The sequence below is a fragment of the Streptomyces sp. NPDC002055 genome (genome assembly GCF_040296705.1).
In the GTDB taxonomy this organism is placed as follows: domain Bacteria; phylum Actinomycetota; class Actinomycetes; order Streptomycetales; family Streptomycetaceae; genus Streptomyces.
Genome location: NZ_JBEOXS010000001.1, coordinates 14,616 through 38,698, shown reverse-complemented (window position 1 = coordinate 38,698; position 24,083 = coordinate 14,616). Strand labels below are relative to the sequence as shown.

At 73.9% G+C, this 24,083-nt stretch carries 17 protein-coding genes; 8 read left to right on the top strand and 9 right to left on the bottom strand.

What is annotated here, in order from left to right:
• Positions 1 to 105 precede the first annotated feature (105 nt).
• Entirely contained in the window at positions 106 to 960 is an 855-nt protein-coding gene (locus ABT112_RS00155; protein ID WP_351503779.1) for a 2,3-dihydro-2,3-dihydroxybenzoate dehydrogenase, read from the bottom strand.
• A 183-nt stretch (positions 961 to 1,143) separates the two neighbouring features.
• On the opposite strand from ABT112_RS00155, the gene fhuB reads away from it, so the two are divergent.
• Positions 1,144 to 3,492 carry a Fe(3+)-hydroxamate ABC transporter permease FhuB gene (gene fhuB, locus ABT112_RS00150; RefSeq protein WP_351503778.1) on the top strand — a complete coding sequence of 783 codons (2,349 nt, stop codon included), beginning with the start codon at positions 1,144 to 1,146 and terminating at the stop codon, positions 3,490 to 3,492.
• A gap of 201 nt (positions 3,493 to 3,693) precedes the next feature.
• Positions 3,694 to 5,097, top strand: coding sequence for an alpha/beta hydrolase-fold protein (locus ABT112_RS00145; protein ID WP_351503776.1), 1,404 nt, complete (start codon positions 3,694 to 3,696; stop codon positions 5,095 to 5,097).
• A gap of 171 nt (positions 5,098 to 5,268) precedes the next feature.
• Here the strand turns inward: ABT112_RS00145 and def are convergent, their stop codons facing one another.
• Complete coding sequence (gene def / locus ABT112_RS00140; RefSeq protein ID WP_351503774.1) at positions 5,269 to 5,871, bottom strand: peptide deformylase; 603 nt, start codon at positions 5,869 to 5,871, stop codon at positions 5,269 to 5,271.
• A 95-nt stretch (positions 5,872 to 5,966) separates the two neighbouring features.
• Between def and ABT112_RS00135 the strand changes: the two genes are divergently transcribed.
• Positions 5,967 to 6,209, top strand: coding sequence for a hypothetical protein (locus ABT112_RS00135; RefSeq protein WP_502975193.1), 243 nt, complete (start codon positions 5,967 to 5,969; stop codon positions 6,207 to 6,209).
• Between the two features lie 129 nt (positions 6,210 to 6,338).
• Here the strand turns inward: ABT112_RS00135 and ABT112_RS00130 are convergent, their stop codons facing one another.
• Genes ABT112_RS00130 through ABT112_RS00120 form a run of 3 tightly spaced genes read right to left on the bottom strand, consistent with a single transcriptional unit; the run spans position 6,339 to position 15,567 of the window.
• Positions 6,339 to 7,793 (bottom strand): DHA2 family efflux MFS transporter permease subunit, encoded by a 1,455-nt coding sequence (locus tag ABT112_RS00130; protein ID WP_351503772.1) that lies wholly within the window; start codon positions 7,791 to 7,793, stop codon positions 6,339 to 6,341.
• Complete coding sequence (locus ABT112_RS00125) at positions 7,790 to 8,227, bottom strand: MbtH family protein (protein ID WP_351503770.1); 438 nt, start codon at positions 8,225 to 8,227, stop codon at positions 7,790 to 7,792. The genes ABT112_RS00130 and ABT112_RS00125 overlap by 4 nt, the downstream gene beginning before the upstream one ends.
• A complete protein-coding gene (locus ABT112_RS00120; protein WP_351503769.1) occupies positions 8,224 to 15,567 on the bottom strand; it encodes a non-ribosomal peptide synthetase in 7,344 nt (2,447 codons plus the stop codon). Before ABT112_RS00120 ends, ABT112_RS00125 begins: the two co-directional genes overlap by 4 nt.
• A 160-nt stretch (positions 15,568 to 15,727) precedes the next feature.
• Between ABT112_RS00120 and ABT112_RS00115 the strand changes: the two genes are divergently transcribed.
• Both ABT112_RS00115 and ABT112_RS00110 read left to right on the top strand, forming a co-directional pair.
• On the top strand, positions 15,728 to 16,912 hold the full coding sequence (locus ABT112_RS00115; RefSeq protein ID WP_502975212.1) for a M20 family metallopeptidase: 1,185 nt from the start codon (positions 15,728 to 15,730) through the stop codon (positions 16,910 to 16,912).
• Between the two features lie 188 nt (positions 16,913 to 17,100).
• The gene (locus ABT112_RS00110) at positions 17,101 to 17,607 is read left to right on the top strand and encodes a DinB family protein (protein ID WP_351503767.1); all 507 of its coding nucleotides are present in this window, start codon (positions 17,101 to 17,103) and stop codon (positions 17,605 to 17,607) included.
• Between the two features lie 193 nt (positions 17,608 to 17,800).
• On the opposite strand, the gene ABT112_RS00105 is transcribed toward ABT112_RS00110, so the two are convergent.
• The 4 genes from ABT112_RS00105 to ABT112_RS00090 form a co-directional block, all read right to left on the bottom strand.
• A complete protein-coding gene (locus tag ABT112_RS00105) occupies positions 17,801 to 18,085 on the bottom strand; it encodes a hypothetical protein (RefSeq protein WP_351503765.1) in 285 nt (94 codons plus the stop codon).
• 385 nt (positions 18,086 to 18,470) lie between these two features.
• The gene (locus ABT112_RS00100; protein ID WP_351503763.1) at positions 18,471 to 18,851 is read right to left on the bottom strand and encodes a hypothetical protein; all 381 of its coding nucleotides are present in this window, start codon (positions 18,849 to 18,851) and stop codon (positions 18,471 to 18,473) included.
• 108 nt (positions 18,852 to 18,959) lie between these two features.
• Positions 18,960 to 19,526: an O-methyltransferase gene (locus ABT112_RS00095; RefSeq protein ID WP_502975191.1), complete on the bottom strand. Its 567-nt coding sequence runs from the start codon at positions 19,524 to 19,526 to the stop codon at positions 18,960 to 18,962.
• A gap of 245 nt (positions 19,527 to 19,771) precedes the next feature.
• Positions 19,772 to 20,773 carry an ABC transporter substrate-binding protein gene (locus ABT112_RS00090; protein ID WP_351503760.1) on the bottom strand — a complete coding sequence of 334 codons (1,002 nt, stop codon included), beginning with the start codon at positions 20,771 to 20,773 and terminating at the stop codon, positions 19,772 to 19,774.
• Between the two features lie 138 nt (positions 20,774 to 20,911).
• Here ABT112_RS00090 and ABT112_RS00085 point away from each other — a divergent pair, with 138 nt between their 5' ends.
• From ABT112_RS00085 to ABT112_RS00075, 3 genes are all read left to right on the top strand, one after another.
• Positions 20,912 to 21,736, top strand: a complete 825-nt coding sequence (locus ABT112_RS00085) for an ABC transporter ATP-binding protein (protein ID WP_351504147.1) — start codon at positions 20,912 to 20,914, stop codon at positions 21,734 to 21,736.
• A gap of 314 nt (positions 21,737 to 22,050) precedes the next feature.
• Positions 22,051 to 23,559, top strand: a complete 1,509-nt coding sequence (locus tag ABT112_RS00080; RefSeq protein ID WP_351503758.1) for a SpoIIE family protein phosphatase — start codon at positions 22,051 to 22,053, stop codon at positions 23,557 to 23,559.
• Between the two features lie 170 nt (positions 23,560 to 23,729).
• The gene (locus ABT112_RS00075) at positions 23,730 to 24,035 is read left to right on the top strand and encodes a cupin domain-containing protein (RefSeq protein ID WP_351503757.1); all 306 of its coding nucleotides are present in this window, start codon (positions 23,730 to 23,732) and stop codon (positions 24,033 to 24,035) included.
• The last annotated feature ends 48 nt before the right edge of the window (positions 24,036 to 24,083 follow it).

The window sequence follows — 24,083 nt, the reverse complement described above, 5'->3', positions numbered from 1 at the left end:
GGTGACGAGGTGCGGTGGCGATGCGGCCCGGTGGAGAAGCGGTCCGGTGGTGAAGCGGTCCGGTGGTGATGCGACGCTCCGGCGCCGGCCGGGGCGGCGGGCGCGCTAGCGCAGGGTCGCGCCGCCGTCGACGTACAGGTCGTGCAGGGTGATGTGCCGGGCCCGGTCGGAGACGAGGAACACCACGGCCTCCGCGATGTCCTCGGGCTCGGCGATGCGGCCCAGCGGTATCCCGGTCCGGTAGGTGGCCGCGTCGCCGTCCACGACCCGGCGCGGGCCCTGCGGGTCGGTCCAGAGCTGCCGCTGCATCGAGGTGTCGGTCGAGCCGGGCGAGACCACGTTGCACCGGACGCCGCTCCGGGCGAGTTCCAGGCCCAGGCACTTGGTGAACATCGTCGCGGCGGCCTTGGACGCGGCGTACGCGGCCATGCCCGTCCGGGGCACGGACGCGGCGTTCGAACCGACGGTGACGATGCAGCCCGTCCGCCGGTCGGCCATGCGCCGGCCGGCGGCACGGGAGAGGTGGAAGACGCCGGTGGTGTTGACCGCGAAGGTGTCGGCCCAGTCGGCGTCGGTCAGCTCGGCCACCGAGGCCGGGCGGAGGATGCCCGCGACGTTCACCAGGATGTCCAGCGGCCCGAGGACCCGTTCGGCATCGGCCACGGCCTCGTCGACGGCCGCGCTGTCGGTGACGTCGAGCGGGCGCGCCATGACGGTGTCGGGGCCGATTGCCGCTTCGAGCCGTTTGAGACCGATGGCGTCCCGGTCCACGGCGGTGACCCGCGCCCCGCGCCGCACCAGGGCGTGGACGACGGCTCGCCCGATGCCCTGGGCGGCTCCGGTGACCAGGGCGTGCCGGCCGGCGAGATCCTGCTCCCGTGCCGCTTCCTCGACGGACTCCCGGACCGGCTCCTGCACCGGTGCGCCGACGGACTCCTGGACCGGTTTCGTCTCCGACATGATCAGCCTCCCCCTAAACTTAGGTAAGGCTAACTTAATCCAACTCTCAACGGGAGAGGCGCCGCCCTCTTTCTTTCTCCGGCCAAGCGCAGGCGTTTGTGTGCCACTTGACCGCTGGGACGCCACACGAGGAGCAGGAACCGAGGCAGCGGCACTCAGTGAGACTTAGGCTAGCCTTACCTCATGACCTTGCCGAATGTGCGGTCCGCCGGGCCGGACGGCCGTCCGGACTCCCCCGCCACCGCGACATCCGCGGACGCCCGCGCAGGCCACGGCCGCGCGAGCGGCACCGGCGGGCGGGCCGGCGGCCTCACCCCGGCCGCCACCGGAGCCGCACTCGCCCTCACCGTGCTCGTCCTCGTCGCGGTCTCGCTCTCCGTCGGAGCGGGTGAGGTCGGCCCCGGCGGCGTGCTGGACTACCTGCTCGGCCGGGGCGGCGCCCACGAGCGGGGACGACTCGCGCTGGTCGTCGGCGACTTGCGGATCCCCCGCACCCTGACCGCGCTCCTGGTCGGCGGGGCACTGGGCGTCGCGGGCTGTCTGCTGCAGGCCGTCACCCGCAATCCGCTCGCCGAGACAGGACTGCTCGGGGTCAACGCCGGCGCGTCCCTCGGCGTGGTCACCGGAATCGTGTTCCTCGGGGTGGAGTCCGACCACGGGCATCTGCTCTGGGCCTTCGGCGGCGCGGTCGTGGCCAGCGGGCTGGTCCTGCTCGTCGCGGGGCGCGGGGGCGGCGGTTCACCGGTCCGGCTGGTGCTGGCCGGGTCCGCGCTGGGCGCCACCTTCGGCGGCCTGACCAGCGTGCTCGTCGTCAACTCGGCCGAGGCGTACGACCGTTTCCGGTTCTGGGTGCTGGGCTCGCTCGCCGGCGTCGAGGGCTACGGGGCCCTGGCCGGTCTCGCCCCGCTGCTCGCCATCGGCTTCGTCACCGCCCTGCTGGTCTCCCGGCCGCTGTCCGCGCTCGCCCTCGGCGAGGATCTGGCCCGCAGCCTCGGCCACCGCCCCGGCGTCGTCCGCACCGTGGTCTGTCTCGCCGTCACCCTGCTCACCTCCGCGGCGGTGGCGCTGGCCGGGCCGGTCTCCTTCCTCGGGCTGCTGGCCGGATTCCTCGCCCGGTCGGCCGCCCCCACCCGGCTCACGGCACGCATCGTGCTGTCGGCGCTCATCGGCGCCGGTGTGCTGACCGGCGCCGATGTCCTGGCGCGGGTGGTCTCCCGGCCCTTCGAGGCCCCGGTCTCCGTCATCGTCGCCCTGATCGGCGCCCCGGTGCTCATCGGCGTCGTCCGCTCCGAGCGGTTCGCCGCGATGGGCATGACGGACCCGGCCGACGGCGCGGAACAGACCCGGCCCGCCGGCCCGTTGCGGACCGCGCTGCGGAAACGGCTGGGGGCGGGGCCCGGGCCGGCGGAACGGGCGCTGCGCCGGGCGTCCCGGCTGCGGCAGGGCGGGAACCGGCCGCGGCAGGGCGGGAAGCCCGGGCGGCGGCCGGCGGGACGCCCGGCGGAGCATCTGATCGTCCGCCACCGCGCGCTGTCCCTGCTGGTCCCCCGCCGCTCGGCCGTCGCCACGATCGCCCTGGCGGGGATGCTCGTGGTGAGCGTGGTGGCCTCGGCCCACGCCGGCCAGAGCGACCTGGGCCTCGGCCCCACCTTCCGCGCGGTGTTCGGCCAGGGCGACCACTTCGACGTCCTGCTGGTGCAGAAGTTCCGGCTGGGCCGGATCGTCGCCGGGCTGGCCGCCGGGGCGGCCCTCGGGCTCGCCGGCTGCCTCACCCAGACGCTCGCCCGCAACCGGCTGGCCACCCCCGAACTCCTCGGCGTCAACGACGGCGCCACCGCGGCCGTGCTGCTCTCGGTGACGCTCAGCGCCACCGGCACGTTCGGCGCCTGGTGGGCCGGTCCACTCGGCGCCCTGGCCGCCGTCGCGGTGGTGACCACGGTCTCCGGCGGCCTCGGGCAGCGCGGCTACCGGGTCCTGGTCGTGGGGCTGGCCATGTCCGCGCTGGCCTCCGCGATCACCCAGGTCGTCCTCTCCCGCCGCTCCCTCAACTCCGCGAGCTCGCTGTACGTGTGGACCTCCGGCAGCCTCGTCGGCCGGTCCTACGCGGTGGCCGTGCCCGTGCTCCTGGGGCTGGCCGTGCTGGTCCCGCTCGCCCTCGCCGCCGCCCGGAGCCTCGGGGTGCTGCGCTTCGACGACGCCACCGCCTCGTCCCTGGGCGTCACCCCGTCCCGCACCCGCACCGTCGCGCTGCTGCTCGCCGTCGCCCTCGCCGGTCTGGCGGTCGGCATCTGCGGACCGGTCGGCTTCGTCGCCCTGGCCTCGCCCGTGATCGCCTCCCGGCTCACCGGGGCCGCCCGCGTGCCCCTGCTGGGGTCGATGCTCGTGGGGGCCGTCCTGGTCGTTCTCGCGGACACCCTCGGACGGGTCGCGTTCAACGGCTCGGAACTGCCCGTCGGCGTCGTCACCACGGTGCTGGGCGGGCCGTTCCTGCTGTACGTCCTGCTCGGCAGGGACTCCGGGGCCCGCGCCTGACCCGAAGCCCGTCCTGCCCCGCCGTGCCGTGCGGCGGGGCGGGGCGAGACGGGGCGGGACCCACCACCACCGCCGCCGTCACAGATCACCGTCACAGATCGCCGTCACGAATCTCCGTCACGGATCGCCCGTCAGAGATCGCCCGTCACCGCCGTCGAACTCCACGGCCGCCGGTCCACCACCCGAGAGGGGAAGCCCGCCATGCGGAGTCCCGCCCTGCGCCACCTCGCCGAAGCCGTGCACTCCGAGGGCACCGGTGCCCTGGAGGCCTTCTGGACGCGGGTGTCGGCCACCGGCACCCCGCTGGTGGAGCCCGATCCGGAGGGGAACCCGGCGCACCGGCTGGTCACCTTCCTCTGGCGGGACGACCCGGCGGCCCCGGCCGAGGACGTCCTCGCGCTGCTGCACACCGTCACCGACAAGGACCGGCACGCGGGCGACCTGTCACCGCATCTGATGGCAAAGGTCCCCGGCACGGATGTCTGGGCGATCAGCCACCGGCTGCGCGCCGACCACCGCGCCGCCTACCAGTTCTCGGTCTCCCGCGGGCCGCGGGAGCAGGCCCTGGCCACGGACCGCGCCTCCTGGATGCGGGTGCTGGACACCGCGCTGCCCGATCCGCTCAGCCTCTCCCCCGTGCTGCCGGCCCGCGACGGACGCCATCCGTCGTCGGTCATGGAACTGCCGGACGCCACGTCGCAGCCCTGGGCGCGGCGACACCCGTCGCAGGCCCGCGGCCGTCTCACCGAGGAGCGGCCGGACGGGCGGCGCGTCCTCGTCCACCTGCCTCCGGGCCACCCCGGGGCGGCGGCGGAAGGATCCCGTCCGGCGGTGACCGGGCCTCCGGTTGATGGGCCGGAGGCAAGCGGACCGGAGGCAGGCGGACCGGAGAAGGGCGGACCGGAAACCGCCGGGCCCGGAGCCGCTGCCGATGAGCCCACGGGTGGGCACGCCGCCGCGGCCGACGGGCCGTACCCGGTGGTGGTGTTGCTCGACGGGGAGATGTGGGGTCCGGTGCTCGACTTCGGCGACACCCTCGACGGCCTCCTCACCGACGGCCGGATACCGCCCGCGGTGACGCTGATGGTGGACTCGATGGGCCGCGACCGCCGGATCGCCGACCTCGGGTGCAGCGAGGAGTTCACCGACTGGCTGGCGGACGGGCTGCTGCCCTGGGCCGCCCGGCGGTACGGCGCGACGGCCGACCCGGCCCGGACGGTGATCGCCGGGCAGAGCGCGGGAGGGCTCACCGCGGCGTTCGCCGCGTTCCGGCGGCCCGAACGGTTCGGCAACGCGCTGTGCCAGTCCGGGTCGTTCTGGTGGCCGGACGACACCGAGTTCGACAGCGGCAGCGAGTGGCTGACCCGGCAGTACGCGGTCTCCGAGCGGCGGCACGTCCGGTTCCGGCTGGAGGTCGGGCTCCAGGAGTGGATGCTGCTGCCGCAGAACCGGCACCTGCGCAATGTGCTGGAAGCGCGCGGCTACGACGTCTCGTACGAGGAGTTCAACGGCGGGCACGACTACGCGTGCTGGCGCGGTGGGCTCGCCGACGGGCTCGGGCTGCTGCTGTCCGGTCGGGAGGCCGGGCCGGCCGCCATCCGCTGACGGCCGTTCGCAGCCTCGGCGACGGGGAAGCCGCGGAGTCCGCCGCGCGGGCGGTCACCGGCGACCGCACCAGCGGGAGTCCGGACGCCTGCGGACTCCCGCAGGCGTGCGGATGGCGCAGCCCTGCCCGCAACGCGGAGTGCCGTCCCTCGCCCGACTGGGGAAGTGCCGTCACTTGCCCAACTGCGCGGCCACCGCCGCACGCCGGGCGAACTTCTCGTCCTTGGCCTCGGCCATCTCCCGCAGCGCGGCCTTGCGTTCCCGCTGGGCGAGCCGGTCCAGATAGAGGCGTCCGTGCAGGTGGTCCGTCTCATGCTGCAGGCACCGGGCGAAGTACCCCCGGCCCTCGATCACCAGGGGTTCGCCGTTCGTGTCACGGCCTCGCACGACGGCGTGGTCGGGACGGGCCACCACCCGGTAGGGGCCCGGAACGGACAGGCACCCCTCGGGTTCCTCGACCAGCTGGCGCCGCCCGGCCGGCACCTCCTCCAGCACCGGATTGGCGATGTGCCCGACGTGGCGGACCCCCCAGTCGTCGGTGATGTCCCAGACGAACAGCTGCAGATCGACGTCGACCTGGTTGGCGGCGAGGCCCGCGCCCTCCGCCACCTGATTCGTGGCGAACATGTCGTCGACCAGCCGGGAGAGCTCCGGCGTGCCGAACCGGGTGACCTCGCGGCACCGGCGGTGCAGGATCTCCTCCCCGACCACGGTGATCCGCCGACGCGCCCTCCCGGGAGGCCGACCGGGAAGCACCCGAGGAGTTCGCCGCACTCGCCCGAGGACTGGAGGACGAGAGCTACCGGCACTGGCTGAGCCACCGGGACCGGGCTCCGGCCGAGTGGCAGCACGACGCGTCCTTCAGCGCCGTGCTCCACCTCACTCCGGCGGAGATGGCCGAACTGGCCGGCTCCATCCGCCTCCTGCTCGCCGACTACCGCGAGCGGGACGGGCGGCCCGCCACAAGCCCGGCAGGCGCGGTGGCCGTGGCCGCGGTCACCCGGCTGTTCCCGCTGCTGACCGGGAACACCGGCGATACCGAGGACACCGGGAATCCGGCGCAGTCCCCGCGCCGCCGGTCCCACGGTGTCGATGAGTCGTCTGATGCATGAGCGGGACCCACTGACGCCACATCGCGGGGCACGCCCCCGACTCAGGAGCGGCGCGCCCCCACAGCTCCCCCACCGGGCCTTCCCCATCCCGTGCTCGGACGGCGGCCACCGGCCCTCCGGCCTGTTCCTTCACTGACGCGCACCCTCCCCCGGCACCGCCGGCGACCGGGCATCGTCCTCCGGGAGCGGCGGCGGTGCGGGAGCGTCCCGGGGCAGGCGCAGGGCGACGAGGGTGGACACGGCGACGAAGCCCGCGGTGAGGAGGATCGCCGCCCGGTACGGGCCGGGGCTCCCCTCGCGGGCGGCCGAGCCGCCGAATCCGGCGATCACCGCCGCCCCGGCTGCGATCCCGAGCGCTCCGCCGAGGGTGCGGACGATGGTGAACAGCCCCATCGCCTGGCCGGTGTCGGCCGGGGAGATGTCCGCGAACCCGGCGATCTGCACGGTGAGGACAGCGGTGCCGAGGACCAGGCCGACGCAGAACATCAGCCCCCGCACCGCCCAGGCGCTCTCGGCCACACCGGGCACGGCGAGCATGCCGCAGACGGCCGCCGCCACCGGCAGTGCCACGGCGGCCAGCAGACGCGGCCCGGTCCGCGGCAGCAGCCGGTCCACGGCCTGGGAGGCGAGCATCAGCCCGAGGGCCTCGGGGAAGACACTCAGCCCGGCGTCCAGGGCGGAGGCGCCCAGCGCCGCCTGGTAGAGCAGCGGGAAGACGAAGAGCACCCCCATCAGCCCGGCCGCCGTCAGCAGGGCGAGCAGTCCGGCCGCACCGAAGACCCGGTCACTGAGCAGCCGGATCCGCAACAGGGGTTCCGGTGAACGGAGTTGGTCGCGGACGGCCGCCACCAGCAGTCCGGCGCCCAGCACCCCGCTCACCGCGACCGCCGGGGCGGTCCAGCCGAGGGACGGGCCGAAGCCCAGCGCGTAGCTGAGCAGCCCCAGCCCCGGCGTGGCGAGCAGGAAGCCCCGGACGTCGAAGGCACCGGCCGGCGCCTCGGACCGGGGCGGCAGGCCGAACCCGCCGAGCAGCACGGCGAGCACCCCGACGGGCACGTTGACGAAGAACAGCCAGTGCCAGGAGAGGTGTTCGGTGAGGAACCCGCCCAGCGGCGGTCCCAGCGCGGGCATGAGCGCGGTCGGCACGACGAGGACCTTGGCCAGCTTCACCCGCTCGTGCGGCGGGAAGGTCCGGAACAGCAGCGTCATGCCCACCGGGGTGAGCAGTCCGCCCGCCACGCCCTGTACGGCCCGGCCGAGGACGAGGGTCCCGAGGTCCGGGGCGAGTCCGCAGGCCGCGGACGCCGCCGTGAACAGGGCGAGCGAGCCGAGGAAGACCCGCTTGGTGCCCAGCCGGTCGCCGAGCCAGCCCGCCACCGGCAGCGCGGCGGCGAGGGCCACGAGGAACGCGGTCTCCACCGTCCCGGCCGCCGCCACGGGCTCCCCGAAGCTGCGCGCGACGGCGAACAGCGCGGGGTTGACGATCGTGGCGTCCAGACCGTTCATGCACATCGCCGCCGTGTAGACCAGGACGACGGCGACGCGGGGGCGTATCCGCGGGCGGACGAGGAGCTCGCGGCTCACCGGAGAACCGCGTCCGGTACGGCCTCCGGTGCGGCCTCCGCAACAGCCGGGGCCGCTTCCGGGCCGGGCGCCGTCGCGGGGCCGGGCGCCTTCGCCGGTCCGGAAGCCTGCGCCGGTCCGGAAGCCTGCGCCGAGCCGTCGTCCGAGGCCGCAACCGCCGAGGCCGCAACCGCCGGGGCGGCATCCCCGCCTGCCGTCCCGCCGGCTCCCACGGCATCCGGACCGGCCCCCGCCGCGCCCGCGTCCGGGGCCAGGTCGGTCCAGTGGGCGGCGATCCACTCCACGGCGATGGCGCGCCCGCACGGCCCGTGCGCGGCGGTCCAGCCCTCGGGCACGGCCGCGAAGCCGGGCCACAGGGAGTGCTGCCCGAGGTGGTTGACCAGGACGAGGAACTCCCCGTCGCCGTCGAAGGGGTTGGCGGGTGCGTCACTCATCGGGTGTTCTCCAGGTCGGTGAGCCGGTCGGCGATCACCCGGGCGATGTGGGCGATGGGCTCGGGCAGGGTCATGTCCTTGTGGGAGCAGGCGACTTCGGTGGTGTCGATGCGCCCGCTGACGTACGGGGTCCAGGTGTCCGGGGCCAGCGTGTCGTCGATGGTGTCGACGACGGCCCGGAAGAAGAGCACATCGCCGTGGAAGCGCCGGTGGTCGTAGCCGCGGACCAGGTGGTTGGTGTTGAGGTAGATCTCGCCCAGCGCCTCGATCGTCGCCGCGTCGAGCCCGGCGAGCGGACTGCCCTCCCGGCGCAGCACCTCCACCACGTGCTCCGTCTCCAGGGGCTTGCCGTCCAGGCTCTCCGGGCCGTGGCCGCCCATGGTCAGCAGCGCCTCCAGGGCCTCCGCCCGGTCGGGCACCGGCAGCTCGCGGAACCCCTCGGCCGGGTAGGCGTCGAGGATGGCGAGCAGTTCGACCTCGGCTCCGAGATCCTGGAGCCGGGTGGCCATGGCCTGGGCGATGATGCCGCCGGTGGACCAGCCGAGCAGCCGGTACGGGCCCCGGGGCTGCACCTCGCGCAGCCGGTCGGTGTAGTGCGCGGCCAGCTCCTCCAGGGTGCGCGGCAGCGGGTCCCCGGCGGTGGCCGGGCCGACGCCCTGCGCCTGGAGCCCGTAGAGCGGTACGTCGGCGGGGAGACGGCGGATCAGTCCGGCGTAGCACCAGCTGAGTCCGCCGGCCGGGTGCACGCAGTACAGCGGTGCCCGGTCGCCGTCGCGCGCGGGGCGCAGCGGCAGCAGGACGTCGAGCGCGTCGGTGGTGCGTCCGGTGTCGAGGGTCGCGTCCAGGGCCGCGGCGGTGGGTGCCTGGAAGACGGTGGCGATGCCGACGTCGGCGCCGAGGCTCTCCTTGATGCGCCCGGCGAGGCGTACCGCGAGCAGCGAATGGCCGCCGAGGTCGAAGAAGTTGTCGTCGACGCCGACCGCGGCCAGGCCCAGCACCTCGGCGAAGATCGCGCAGAGCTGTTCCTCCCGCGGGCCGCGCGGCACCCGGCCCGCGGTGACGGCGGCGCCGGGGTCCGGGGCGGGCAGGGCTGCGCGGTCGAGCTTGCCGTTGGCGGTGAGCGGCAGCCGGTCGAGGAGGACGACCGCCGAGGGCACCATGTGGACCGGGAGCCGGGACGCGGTGTGTACGCGCAGCTCCGCGGCGGTGGGGGCGGCGGGTTCACCGGGTGCGCTGGGGTCGGCGGATTCAGCGGCTTCGGCGGGGACCGCGGGGACCGCGTAGCCGACGAGCCGCCGGTCGCCGGGGCTGTCCTCGCGGACGGCGACGGCCGCGTCGGCGACCCCGGGGTGCTCGGCGAGGACGGCCTCGATCTCCCCGAGTTCGATGCGGAAGCCGCGCAGCTTCACCTGGTGGTCGGCGCGTCCGAGGTACTCCAGGGTGCCGTCGGCGCGCCGCCGGGCGAGGTCGCCGGAGCGGTACATCCGGGCGCCGTGCTCGCCGAAGAGCGCGGCGAACGGGTCGGCGACGAAGCGTTCGGCGGTCAGGGCGTGCCGCCCCAGGTAGCCGAGGGCCAGGCCCTGGCCCGCCACGTACATTTCGCCGGTGACACCGGGCGGCACGGGCCGCAGCCGGCCGTCGAGGACGTAGACCCGCAGGTCGGGGATGGGGACCCCGATGGTGCTCGCCGCCGTTCCGGCCACCGACCGCCGGTCGAGTGCGCAGTGGGTGACATGCACGGTGGTCTCGGTGATGCCGTACATGTTGACCAGCACCGGCGCGCCGTCCGGGTGCCGCTCGTACCAGTCGGCGAGGCGGCCGGGTTCGAGCGCCTCGCCGCCGAAGACGACGTAGCGCAGGGCGAGTTCCGCTCCGCCGCGCTCCCGGTCGGCGGCGCTGAGCTGGTGGAACGCGGACGGTGTCTGGTTGAGGACGGTGACGCGTTCGGTGACGAGCAGGTCGAGGAAGGCCGCCGGGTCGCGGCTGACCAGGTGCGGGACGACGACGAGCCGGCCGCCGTACAGCAGGGCGCCCCACAGTTCCCACACCGAGAAGTCGAAGGCGTAGGAGTGGAAGAGCGTCCACACGTCGTCCGGGCCGAAGCCGAACCAGTGGTCGGTGGCGGTGAACAGCCGGGTGACGTTGTGGTGGGTGACGACCACGCCCTTGGGCCGGCCGGTGGAGCCGGAGGTGTAGATGACGTAGGCGGGGTCGTCCGGGCGCAGCGGGCGGGTCCGTTCGGACTGCTCCAGGTCGGTGGCCGGCCGATCCGCCGCCTCGGGGCCGTCGACGGCGATCACCGGCAGATCGTGGGCGGGCAGCCGGGCGGCGGTGGCGGAGTCGGTGACCAGGGCGGCCGGTGCCGCGTCGGCCAGCATGTAGGCCAGCCGGTCCGCCGGGTAGTCGGGGTCGAGCGGCAGGTAGGCGGCGCCGGACTTGGCGACGGCGAGGAGTCCGGTGACCAGCTCGATCGACCGGGGCAGGGCGAGGGCCACGACCGTGCCGGGGCCGATGCCGCGGGCGGTGAGCAGCCGGGCGAGGCGGTTGGCGCGGGCGGACAGCTCGGCGTGGTCGAGGGTGGTGCCGTCGCAGGTGACCGCGGTGCGGCGGGGGTGGCGGCGGGCGGCCTGCTCGTAGCGCTCCACGAGGGTGGTCGCGGCGGGCGGTGGGGAGGTGTGGGCGGATCCGGTGGCGTCGGACCCTCCGGCAGCCGCTGCCGCGCGGAGGGGAGCAACCGGATTCCGGTCGCCGTGGGGGCTGTTGGCGTCCACGAGCACGCGTCGGATCTCCGGCTCGCTCATCAGTGGCAGCAGGCCGAGGGGTGCGTCGGGGTCGGCCGCGGCTCCGGTGAGCAGCCGGGCCAGCCGTTCGGACAGCGCCCGGGCGGTGGAGCGGTCGAACAGGTCGGTGCGGTACTCCAGGAAGCCGGATATCCCGCCGCCGGGCAGCTCGCCCGCGTTGAGGGTGAGGTCGAACTTGGCGGTGCCGGAGGGCACGGCCGTCATCCGGGCGGTCAGCCCCGGCGCCAGGTCGAAGTCCCCGTCGGGGAGCGACTGCCAGGCGAGCATCGTCTGGAAGAGCGGGTGCCGGGCGAGCGACCGGGGCGGGTTGATCTCCTCGACGAGCCGGTCGAACGGCAGCGCGTCGTGCTCGTACGCCGCGAGGGCGGTGCCGCGGACCCGGCCGAGCAGGGTGCGGAAGTCCGGGTCGCCGGAGGTGTCGGTGCGCAGGACGAGGGTGTTGGTGAAGAAGCCCACCAGATCGGCGGTCAGTGCGTCGTCGCGGCCGGCGACCGGCGTGCCGAGGGGAATGTCCGTACCGCAGCCGTGCCGGGTGAGGAGGGCCGCGAGACCGGCCTGCACGGCCATGAAGACGCTGGTGCCGGTGGCGGCGGCGAGTCTGCGCAGGGCGGTGTGGGCGTCGGCGTCGAGCCGGAACGGCACGGTGTCCCCGGCGGAGGCGGCGACGGCCGGGCGGGGGCGGTCGGTGGGCAGTTCCAGCTGGTCGGGCAGTCCGGCGAGGGCCTGCTTCCAGTAGCGGATCTGCCGTTCGGCGACCGGGGTGGGCGCGTCGGCGGTGCCCAGGAGGGCGGCCTGCCAGGCGGTGTGGTCGGCGTACTGCACCCGCAGCGGCGCCAGGCCCGGGGCCCGCCCGGCGGCGCGCGCGGTGTAGCAGGCGGCCAGGTCACGGGCGAGCGGAGTGGTGGAGGCCCCGTCGCCGGCGATGTGGTGGAGCAGGAACAGCAGGGTGTGGCGGCGGTCGCCGTCGCTGAACAGGGTGACCCGCAGCGGGGGTTCGGCGGCCAGGTCGAAGCAGTGGCGTACGGCCTCGGTGAGGTGGGCGTCCGGCTGCCCGTCGCCGCCGGACGGGGCCGCGAGGGACGCGGTGTGCAGTTCGGGGCGCGCGTCGTGGGGCGGGAGGATCTGCTGGCGGGGCTCGCCGTCAACGGTCCGGTACACCGTCCGCAGCGTCTCATGACGTTCCGTCAGATCGCTCAGGGCGAGCCGGAGTGCGGCCCGGTCCAGCGGCCCGTCCAGGGTGAGGACGAGCGGGATGTTGTAGGTGGGGACGGGGCCTTCGAGGCGGTGCAGGAACCAGAGCCGCTGCTGGGCGGCGGAGAGCGGCAGGTCGCCGGTGCGCTCCACCGGCACCAGCGGGGGCCGCCCGTCGGGGTCGGCCGCCTCCCGGAGGTGGGCGGCGAGCGCGGCGGGGGTCGGGCGGCGGAACACCTCGGCGAGCCCGACGGCCGTGCCGAAGGTCTCGCGGATCCGTGCGGCGAGGCGGGCGGCGAGCAGGGAGTGACCGCCGAGTTCGAAGAAGCCCGCGTCGGGCGCGGCCGGCGCGTCCAGCCCCAGGACATCGGCGAAGAGTCCGCAGAGGACGTCCTCGTGCGGGGTGCGGGCGGCGGCCGGGGCGCCGGTGTCCGCCGCGGTCTCCGGGTCGGGGAGCGCCCGGTGGTCGAGCTTGTCGTTGGCGGTGCGCGGCAGCCGGTCCAGGACCAGGACGGCGGCGGGCACCAGCGGGGCGGGCAGCAGCCCGGCGAGGTGGTCGCGCAGGGCGCGCGGCTGCGGTGCGGCCCCGGCGGCGGGGACGGCGTAGCCGAGGAGCCGCTTGCCGTGCGGGGTGTCACGGGCGATCACCGCGGCCTGGGCCACCTCGGGGTGGCCGGCGAGCGCGGCCCGGATCTCGGCGAGTTCGATGCGGACACCGCGGATCTTGACCTGGTCGTCGCCGCGTCCCATGAATTCCAGGGTGCCGTCGGTGCGTCTTCGGACCAGGTCACCGGTGCGGTACATGCGTCCCCCCGGGTCGCCGTGCAGCGCGCCGAACGGGTCGGCCACGAAGCGCTCGGCGGTGAGGTCCGGCCGGCCGAGGTAGCCGCGGGCCAGGCAGGCCCCGGCCAGGTGGAGTTCGCCGGTGACGCCGGGCGGGACGGGCCGCAGCGAACCGTCGAGCACATAGGCGCGGGAGGCCCGTACGGGGCTGCCGGTACCGGGGGCGCCGGTGCCCGGGCCGCCGGGCAGCCACTGGTAGGCGTCGACGGTCGTCTCCGTCGGTCCGTACAGGTTGAGCGGCTGGACGCCCTCGGTGCCGGTGAGCCGCCGCCACAGCGGCTCCGGCACGGCCTCGCCGCCGACGACGAGGGTGGCGGGGCGGTGCCGCCCCTCGTCCAGCAGGCCCTCGGCGAGCAGCACTTCGGCGTACGAGGGGGTGACGTCCAGGTAGTCGATGCGCCGGTCCGCGACATAGGCGGTGAGGGCGGCCGGGTCGCGGTAGATGGCGTCGTCCAGCAGGTGCAGCTCGTGGCCGTGGGCCATCCAGATCAGCGGGTCCCAGGAGGCGTCGAACGCGAAGGAGGCGCTGTGGGCGACGCGCAGCGGCGACCGCCCGGCGCGGGCGACGGCGGGCGCGATGTGGTCGGTGCCGTGCCCGGCGTGCAGGTTGGCGAGGGAGGCGTGGGTGACCACGACGCCCTTGGGGCGGCCGGTCGAGCCGGAGGTGTGGATGATGTACGCCGCGTCGCCGGGGCGCGGCGCGGGCGGGGCGCCGGCGGGGCGGGCGTCGATCCGCGCCCGGGTCCCGGGATCGTCCAGCAGGAGGACCGGAACGGGGTGTTCGGGCAGCCCGCGGACGGCGTCGGTGGTGCCCACGAGGCAGACGGGGCGGGCGTCGTCGAGGACGTCGGCGGTGCGCCGGGCGGGGTGGGCGAGGTCGAGCGGCTGGCAGACGCCGCCCGCCTTGAGCACCGCCAGCAGGGCGACGACGGTGTCGGCGCTCCGGGGCAGGGCGAGGGCGACGGGGGTCTCCGCGCGGACGCCCCGGTCCCGCAGCTCGTGGGCCAGGCGGTTGGCCGCGGCAGTGAGTTCGGCGAAGGTCAGCACGGCCCCGCCGCGGACCGCCACGGCGTCGGGGGTGGCGGCGGCCCGGGCGTCGATCAGCTCCGGCAGAGTACGGCGGACCGGCTCCTCGGTGCGGCCCGCGGTGGCCCCGCGGATCTCCTCCGGGGTGAGCAGGTCGATCCGGCCGACCGGGCACCCGGGGTCCGCGGCCAGCAGTTCCGCCAGCCCGTCGAGGTACCGGAGCAGGCCCCGGTGGTGGGCGTCGAGGGCCGCCCCGTCGTACCGGGCGGCGTTGGCGTCGACACCGATCCGCAGTCCGCCGCCGGGCGCGGGGACGGCGCTGACGGCGAGGTCCTCGACCGGTCCGGCGGCGAGGTTGCGCACGGCGCCGGGCAGCCCGCCGAAGTCGAGGTCGCCCTCGAAGGGCTTGATGTTGACCATCGGCCCGAACAGGGGGCGTTCGTCGCCGCTGAGCCCGAGGTCCCGGCGCAGGTCCTCCTGGCGGTACCGCTGGTGGCGGCGGACCGCGCGGACCTCCAGCACCACCCGGCGCAGCAGTTCGGCGGCCGTGTCGCGGGGCCGGACGGCGATCCGCAGCGGCAGCACGTTGACGGTCATGGCGGGGGTGCGCAGGGCGGTGCCGCGGCGGTTGAGCAACGGCAGCCCCAGCACCACGTCCTGGGTGCCGGTGGTCCGGTGCAGGTAGCCCGCGGTGGCGGCGATGAGGAGTTCCGCCCAGGTGGCGCGGGCCGCGTGGGCGGCCTTCTCCAGCCGCTCCAGGTCACCGGGGGTCAGGTCGGTGCGGCGGCGGAGGACGTCCGGGTGGGCGGGAGCGGGCGGGAGCGCGGTGAGCGCGGGCGGCTCCGGCCGGTCGGCGAGCCGGGTGTGCCAGAAGTCGCGGTCGGCCGCGTACGCCTCGCCGGCCCGGTAGGCCGCCTCGTCCTCGACGAGCTCCCGCAGGGTGCCGAAGGAGCGGGCGGCGGGCTCCTGGCCGGCCGTCAACGCACCGTAGACCTCGGCGACCCGGCGGCCGATCAGGGTCAGCGCATAGGCGTCCACGGTGATGTGGTGCGCGCGCTGGTACCACCAGTGGCAGTCGTCCGCGACCCGGATCAGCGCCTGGGTGACGAGCGGGCCGCGGTCGAGCGGGACGGGGCGGGCCAGGTCGGCACGCATCCACGCCTCCGCCTCGGCCTCCGCGGCCGGGCGCGCCGAGCCGCGCAGATCGAGCCGGCGCAGCGCCGCCGCTCCCGGCGTGCGGCACTGCACCGGGCTCTCACCGTCCGCGGTGACCAGCACGGACAGTGTCTCCGCCTCTTCCACCGCCCGCCGCAGGGCGCGTTCGAAGAGGTCGGGGTCCAGGGGGCCGTGAATCTCCACGCAGTCACCGGTGTTGAGCACCGGGCTGTCGGGCGCGAGCGCCTGGGCGTGGAGAATTCCGGTCTGTGCGGCCAGCAGTGGCAGTCCGGTGGAAGCAGCGGCGATCTCGTGTTGACGCATGCGGAGAAACTCCCGGTGTACGGAAGGAACGGCGCACCGGACCACCGGCGCGAAACTTAGGTAAGCCTAAGCTACTTTTCTCGGCAGTAACACCACCGAGTGACAGCACCGAGTGACAGCCCCCGTGAACACCACCGGAGAAGCGGAGACCGATGTGACCGTGGCCGAACCCCTCAGGACCGTGACCGAACCCCTCCGAGCCGCACTGCGCGAACGCGTCCTGGCCCACCGCGAGGAGCTCCTCGCGCTCAGCCGCCGCATCCACGCCCACCCCGAGACCGCCTTCGGCGAGCACCGCGCCGCCGGCTGGTGCGCGGAGCTCCTGCGGGAGCACGGGTTCGCGGTGACGGCCCCGGCCCACGGGCTCGACACCGCGTTCCGCGCGGAGGCCGGCTCCGGCCCGGTGACGGTCGCCGTCGTCTGCGAGTACGACGCTCTGCCCGGCCTCGGCCACGCCTGCGGGCACAATCTGATAGCCGCCGCGGGGGTGGGCGCGGCGCTCGCCCTGGCCCCGTACGCGGACGAACTCGGCCTCACCGTACGCGTGCTGGGCACCCCGGCCGAGGAGCGCGGAGCCGGCAAGGCCCTGCTGCTGGCGGACGGCGCCTTCGACGGCGTGGACGCGGCCATGATGGTGCACCCCTGCCCGTTCGAGATGGCGGAGTTCCGCTCGTTCGCCCTCGGCACCCTCGATGTGGCCTTCACCGGCCGCACCGCCCACCCCAGCCTCAACCCGCACGAGGGGCGCAACGCGGCCGACGCCCTCACCGTCGCGCAGGTCGCCGTCGGCCTGCTGCGCCAGCAACTCCCCCCGCACTGGCGGGTGCACGGCGTGACGACGAGCGCCGGCACCGCACCCAACGCGATCCCCGACCGGGCCACCGCCTCGTACGAGATCCGCGCCCTCGCCGCGGAGGACCTGCAAGAGCTGCGCGACCGCGTGGAGGCCTGCTTCCGCGCCGGCGCCCTGGCCACCGGCTGCGAGGTGACCCTGACCCGCCCGGAACCGGACTACCTCGACTTCCGCGGCGACCCGCGCCTCACCGCCCTGTGGCAGGAGAACGCCCGCCGTCTGGGCCGCCCGGAGCCCCAGCGCCGCGAGCCCTTCGCCTGCACGGACATGGGCAACGTCTCCCACGCCGTCCCGTCGATCCACCCGGTCCTGGACATCACCGGCGGCACCTGCGGCCCCCACGAACCGGAATTCGCGGAGGCAGCGATCTCGGAGAGCGCCGACCGGGCCCTGCTCGACGGGGCGATCGGGATGGCGTGGACGGCCGCCGACCTGGCGGCGGGGCAGGGCGGCGGGAAGACGACGGGCCAGGCAGTCCGACGGGGCGTGTGACGGGGCTCCGTTCATGCCGCTCCGGCCGGAGCGGCCGGGGCGGCCCGTGTCGCGTGTCCTGTGTGCCCAGCGGCCCTACCTGCGCTGAATCGTTGCAGAGACCCGCCGGGCAACGAGCTGGGTGGAGCGGGAGGGGCGTCGAACAAATGCCTCGACACCACTCGCGGTGGTAGGGGAAGCTTCGCGCGATGACCAGAATCGACGACACACCCCCCGCGTGGGACGAGCGCACCCAGCTCACCACGTTTCTCGACTACGCACGCGACACCGCCCGGGCCAAGTGCGAGGGCGTCTCCGCGGAGAACGCTCGCAAGGCGCTCCTGCCGGGCTCACCGCTGATGACCATGAGCGGAGTGATCAACCACCTCCGCTGGGTCGAGTACTACTGGTTCCAGGTGGTCTTCCTCGGCGAGGAGGACCGGGGCCCCTGGACCGAGGAGGACCCCGACCGCGAGATGCGCATCGCCGTCGACTTCCCGCTCACGCAGTTGCTCGACGAATACGCCGAACAGAGCGCCCGCTACCGCGAACTGGTCGCCGGGAACGACCTGGGCAGCCGGGCCGAGCGCGCCGTCCGCGACGGCCTCCACGTCGACCTGCGCTGGATCGTCCTCCACCTCACCGAGGAGACAGCCCGCCACAACGGCCACTTGGACATCCTGCGCGAGATGCTCGACGGCACGACCGGCGACTGATGTTTCGAGCGCATGGGTGCGCCGGGTTGAGCGATCAAGGCCGTGATGCCAAGCGATCGGCCTCCCGGTCAAGTGCCGTGCCCGCTGGGGCGCTTGTGCCCTCAACAGCCGGCACACGGCCGCAGGGCAGGGCGCGGTCATCAAGGCTGTCCGGGCGCGGCGTGAGTACCCGGCAGGCAGCCGGCTTCCAGCCTCATTGGATCAGGCAGCCGTCGAAAGGCTTCATTTCGATCCGCACGATGGGAATCCCCAGCGCGGCCAGCCGCTGAACAGCCCAGGCTACGGCGTCCTCCAAGTGGGGGGACGCCACGACGCAGGGGAAGCGGACGCCATGCTGGCCGTCCTCCCAGCCGATCTCACCGCCGGCGAGGGCATCTGCATGATCAAACTGGTCGGATTGCTCTGCTGTGGGCTCCACCCCGGGGTGCAGGAGGAACGCCCACTCACGCACAGCCGCTGTATCGGCGGGTGAACTCATCGACCTTCTTTCCCTCCGTTCCCGGGTTCGTGGGGGTGCTCCAGATCCTCGTGCTGGCTGAGCACGGGCAGCAGATCACATATCCCCACCTGTGGCCGTTTTGGTCTCTCTTGACCTTCAGGCCGGCCTTCTCTGCCCGTTGCAGCGCCGCCTCGACAGCCGCCTTCGGGTGCCGATCACCTTTCATACAGCAGTCACCCCCTGTGTAGCGAACGAGCAACGGCGCGACAGGACACGAGCGCGACCGCGGGAACAGCGCGCGAAATGCGGCAACCAAGAGCGTGAACGAGCAGCCGGTACTGAGCGGCGGTACCAACGGCCGGGTGAGCCCGCCGCAAGGGCGACCGTGCCCATGCGGTCTTCGACGGAAGACCGCATGCGGCGGTCAGCCGAAGATGAGCTCGGCGTCCTTGTCCCAGCAGTACGTCATCACGGTGACGAGTTGCCGGGCGTCGTCGACGCGCCGCTGGAGAACGGGATCGCTGTCCTCGTGCTGGAGCCGACCGATGATTTCCTCCAGCCTGGGCAGCATGGCTGCGCACTGTGCAGGCGTGAGAGAGCCGTCGTCGTCCGGGTGGTCGAGCAGCGGTGCCAGCGTGGTGGAGATGCTGCTCCACGTACGGTCTCCACCGAACCCGGTCATCTCAGCGAGGGTGAAACCCTCCACCTGGGCCAGCCACTCCCGGAACATATGGAAGCCGGTGTAGGACCAGGAGACATCCGGGCCGGCGACATCGCCGTCTCCACAGAAGAGCATGAGCCCCATTCCAGTCCTCTCCTGTGCTCCTCGCCTGCCCGGTGCCCAGGATCAGTTACCGGGAGATCTGCCGGCAACTGAAATGAGTCGCCGCATGGATGTCGTACGGGACAGCCCTCAGCCGCGGCGTGCCGCGACAACCGCCGCATGGGCGGGTGCGGTGAGGATTTCCGTGGCGTCCAGGGCCGGGTGGGTGAGGTAGAAGAGGCGGAGCTCGTCCACATCGCCCTCGAAACGAGGCGGCCAGTCCGGCGAGGGGGTGAAGTCGTCCAGGATGAGAAGGCCACCCGGAGCGAGCAGTTCGACGACCCTCTCGGGGTCGTCACGTTTGCCTCCGCCGTCGCAGAAGAAGACGTCGAAGGGGGCATGCCGCTCCAGCAACCGCCAGTCCCCGGTGAGGACATCGACGCGGTCGTCGTCCGCGAAGACACCGGCCGCTCGCCGGGCCAGCAGCTCGTCACGCTCCACGGTCACCAGCCGGGCTCCGGCGCCGAGCCCACTGTGCAGCCAGGCGGTCCCCACGCCCGAGCCGGTGCCGCTTTCCGCGATGACGCCATGGGGTTTGGCGGCAGCGGCCAGCCTGAGCAACCTGCCCACCTCAGGGAGGCAGCTCTTCCGGAAGCCCGCCTCGGAGGCGACTCGCTCCGCGGCCGCCACGCGAGGCGGAACCGCACGCTCTGCCATGGTCACGCATCCCCCTTCACCGTGACCACGACGCTATCCGCCGGCAGAGGTGTCCGCAGGAAGTTCCGCCCCTCCATACGTGTGGGGGCAACTCGACCGACCCCCGAAGCCGCGTGTGCCGGCACCGGTCGAACCGGCGTCGGCACGCTGCCAGTTCGGCGAACAGCGAACCACCGCCACCAGCCCAGGCACAGGAACCTCGTCAGCCCGTCCCAGGACTCCAGCGGCAAGGCTCTTTCCATCCATCAGGACTTCTTCAGCGCCTCCGCGATGTCGTCCAGCACCACCCGGCCCGCCAGCGGGCCGCCGCGGGTGGACCAGACCGAGCCGTCCACGGTCACCACATGGTCGTCCTGCACCGCGTTCAGTTCCTTGAAGGCGGGCTTGCGCTGCACGTCCTTCAGTGCCTTCTCGCCGTCCGGGGTGAGGGTGCTGAGGAACAGCCAGTCGCCGTCGATCTCCTCGATCTTCTCCAGGGAGAGCGACGGGGTGTGCGCGTTGCCGTCCTTGTTCTGGGACTTGGGGCGCTTCAGGCCCATGTCCAGGGCGACCCCGCTGGCGAACTGCCGCTTCTCCATCCAGCTCGGGCCGTCCGGGTTCCAGCGGACGATGCTGACCTCGGCCCCCTTGCTCTCACCGAGCCCGGCACCGGCCTTCTTGGCGGCGGTTTCGTAGTCGGCGATGGCCTTGTTGGCCTTGTCGAGTTCGTTCACGGCGTTGCCCACGCCCCGGAAGGACAGCTTCCATTCGTCGGTGGGCGCCATGGTGACCAGGGTCGCCGGGGTGATCTCCCGCAGCTGCTTCAGGACCTGTTCGTCCTGCATGTCGCCGGCCAGGATCAGGTCCGGCTTGGCCGCGACGACCTTGTCCATCACCGGCTGCAGCAGATTGCCCACCACATCGATGCCCTCGACCTTGTCCTTCAGATAGGCCGGGGGCTTGCTCAGGCCCTGGCCGTTGGTGATGCCGACCGGCTCGAGGCCGAGCGCCAGCACGGCGTCCAGGTCCTCCTGCGTCAGGGTCACGATCCGCTTGGGGTGAGCCGGAACCTCGACCGCCTTGCCGGTCGCGTCCTTGACGGTCCGGGTGGCGTCCGAGGAGGTGCGTCTCTTGGTGTCCGACGAGGACTTGTCGTCACCTGAACCGGAACCGCATCCGGCGGCCAGCAGGACGGCGGCGCCCACTCCGGCGAGTACCCGCACGGCGCGGCGAGAGGCGGAGAGGGAGGGGCGGTTGAGCAACGTCATGTACGGCTCCGGCGTGAGAAGGCGTGGGAGAACCGCCCCGGGAGAAGAGTCTCCACCGAGGCAGCCTTAGGTTAGCCTTACCTTATGCTGAATTCGCAAGGGGTTCGCGCGCCCCTGCCGGGGAAAGTTCTGCCGTCCGTGGAACTCCGGGTCGAGAAACTCACCGCCGGATACCCCGGACGCCGCGCGGTCACCGACGTCGATCTCACCGTCGCCCCCGGCCAGGTGGTGGTGATCGTCGGCCCCAACGGCTGCGGAAAGTCCACCCTGCTCCGCTGCATGGCGCGGCTCCACCAGCCCGAGTCCGGCCGGGTGCAGGTGGACGGCAGCGACCTCTGGAAGCTCCGCCCCCGGGACGCCGCCCACCGGGTGGCGCTCCTCCCCCAGTCCCCGCAGGCGCCCGAGGCCGTCACGGCGGCCGGTCTCGTACGGTACGGACGCCACCCGCACCAGGGCCTGTTCCGCCAGTGGTCGCACGAGGACGAGCGGGCCGTGGCGGACGCCCTGGACGCCACCGGCGTCTCCGAGCTCGCCGACCGCCGGCTCGACCGGCTCTCCGGCGGCCAACGGCAGCGCTGCTGGCTCGCGATGACGCTCGCCCAGGACACCCCGGTGATCCTGCTGGACGAACCGACCAGCGCCCTCGACATCGGCCACGCGGTCGAAGTCCTGGGGCTCGTACGGGAGGTGGCGTCCGCGGGCCGCACGGTCGTCATGGTGCTGCACGACCTCGCCGCCGCGGCCCGGTACGCCGACCGGATCGTCGCCCTGCAGGACGGCCGGGTCGTCGCCGAGGGCCCGCCCCGGGAGGTCGTCGACGCAGGTCTGGTCCGCCGGCTGTACGGGATCGAGGCGGACATCCTCCGGGCCCCGACCGACGGGGCTCCGGTGGTGGTCCCCGCGTCCGGCGGGCCCCTCCCCCCGTCGGGGGTCTCCGCCGCCGCGCCGCTCACCGAGACCTGAGGCGCCGCCCCCGGAGGGTCACCGCCCGTGACCGTCGGTCGCGGGCGGCCCCCACCGCAGGGAGGCCTGTACAGCCGCGGCCCCGGGGGACAAGGCGCCCGGAGCCCGGGCGAGCCCCCGCACTCCGGGAGGCCGTCCCACGACCACCGGCCCCGCCGCACCCCCGCCCGGCCGGATGCCGCGGAACGGGCGCTCCGCGATGGCAGGCCGGAGGCGGAGCGGAGACCATGGATGCAGCCGGGTATCAGCGATGGCACGAGGGGCCCGGACCGGCACCAGGCAGCGCGCCCACGGTCGCGGAAGGAGTGCCTGGGATGAGTGCATCCGAGTCCTTCGGAGCCCATCCCGGGGCGGCGGGCACCGGCCCGTCGGCACCGGGCGGCCTGCTCGACGTGCTGAACGTCGCGGCAGCCGTCCTCGACGCCGACGGGCGCATCCGGCTGTGGAGCCCGCAGGCCGAGCAGCTCTTCGGCTACACCGCCGAGGAGGCCCTGGGCGAGTACGCCGGCCGGCTGCTGGTGCGCGAAGAGCACATGGAACTGGTGCTGGGGCTGTTCGCCGAGGTCATGGCGGGCGACGACGGCTGGGCCGGAGTCTTCCCGGTGCGGCACAAGGACGGCGGCACGCTGCTGGTGGAGTTCCGCAACATGCGGCTCCAGGACAAGCAGGGCGACTACTACGCCCTGGGACTGGCCACCGACCAGGCCACCCTCCGGCGGGTCGAACGCGACCTCGCGCTGTCCACCCGCCTGGTGGCGCAGTCACCGATCGGCCTGGCCGTGCTGGACACCGACCTGCGGTACGTCACCACCAACCCGGCGCTGGAGCGCCTGAACGGCGTGCCGGCCGCCGAGCACATCGGCCGGACCCTCGACGAAGTCCTGCCGGACCTGGAGACGGCGCCCCTGGAGCGGGCCATGCGCCGGGTCCTCACCACCGGTCTCCCGGTCCTCGACCAGTACGTCGTCGGCCGCACCCCGGCGGATCCGGAGACGGACCACGCCTGGTCGGTGTCGTTCTACCGGCTCGAATCGTCCAACGGGAAGGTGCTGGGGGTGGCGGCGTCGGTGGTCGACGTCACCGAGCGCCATCTCGCCGTCCAGGAGCAGCGGCGGGCCGCGCTCACCCTCCAGCGGAGCCTGCTCCCGCAGCATCCGCCGCCGCAGCGGCCGGGGCTGACGCTGGCCTCCCGCTACGAGCCGGCCCGTGCGGTGGACGAGATCGGCGGCGACTGGTTCGACGTCATCCCGCTGAGCGAGGACCGGACCGCCCTGGTGGTCGGTGACGTCATGGGCAGTGGCATCAGCGCCGCGGCCATGATGGGGCAGCTCCGCACCGCCACCCGCACCCTGGCCGACCTCGGCCTGGATCCGGCGCAGGTGCTGCACCATCTGGACCGGCTGACCGACGGGCTGGACCACACCATCGCCACCTGTGTCTACGCCGTGCACGACCCGCACGACGGGCAGTGCCGCATCGCCCTCGCGGGGCACCTGCCACCGGCCCTGCTGCACGCCGACGGCCGCCGTGAGCTGCTCGACCTGCCGACGGGCGCGCCGCTGGGGGTGGGCGGCGTCGTCTTCCGCACCACCACCCTCGGGCTGCTGCCGGGCGATCAGCTCGTGCTGTACACCGACGGGCTGGTCGAGACGCGGGACGAGGCCATCGACGTCCGGCTGGCCACCCTGCTGGACAGCCTCGACAACGCGGACCGCCCGCTGGAGAAGACCTGCGACCATCTGCTGCGCACGCTGCGCCGCCCCGAGAACCGGGAGGACGACGTGGCCCTGCTGATCGCCCGGACGCACGCCTTCGACCACTGACCGGTGTGCCACCGCCTGCCGGCAGGTTCTGATTTCCTGTGCCCGCAGTGCGAGGTTTTGCCGAACGGTCGATCACCTGTTGCCCCTGGTCACGTAGCTTTCAGGCATCCATTGATCGCGATGCGGACCTCTCCCGGCATGAGCGGGAGGGGCCCGCTGGGAGGCATGTCATGAGTGTGGTCAACCTGTCCCGGACCGCGGCCGCGCTGTCGGGCGCATGGAGCTCTCGTCCGCTGGGCGAGGTGGGGACGGCCTGCGTCAAGGTGCTGCGCATGGACGAGCTGCCGGTCGAGGAGGAGACGCATGGCACCGCCGAGGTGCTGCTGGTACTCGATGGCCGGCTGGAGTTGAGCGTTGAAGACGCCGAGGTGACCGTGGGGCCGGGCGAGATGTACGCCGTGCCGGCGGGCGCCCGGCATGCCGTTCGTGCAGGAAGCCGAGGAACCCTGGTGATAGTGGAAGTGCCTGAAAGCTGAGGGCGGTTCAGGCGGCCCCCCGGTCGGTACTGGGTTTGCTGTGCGGAC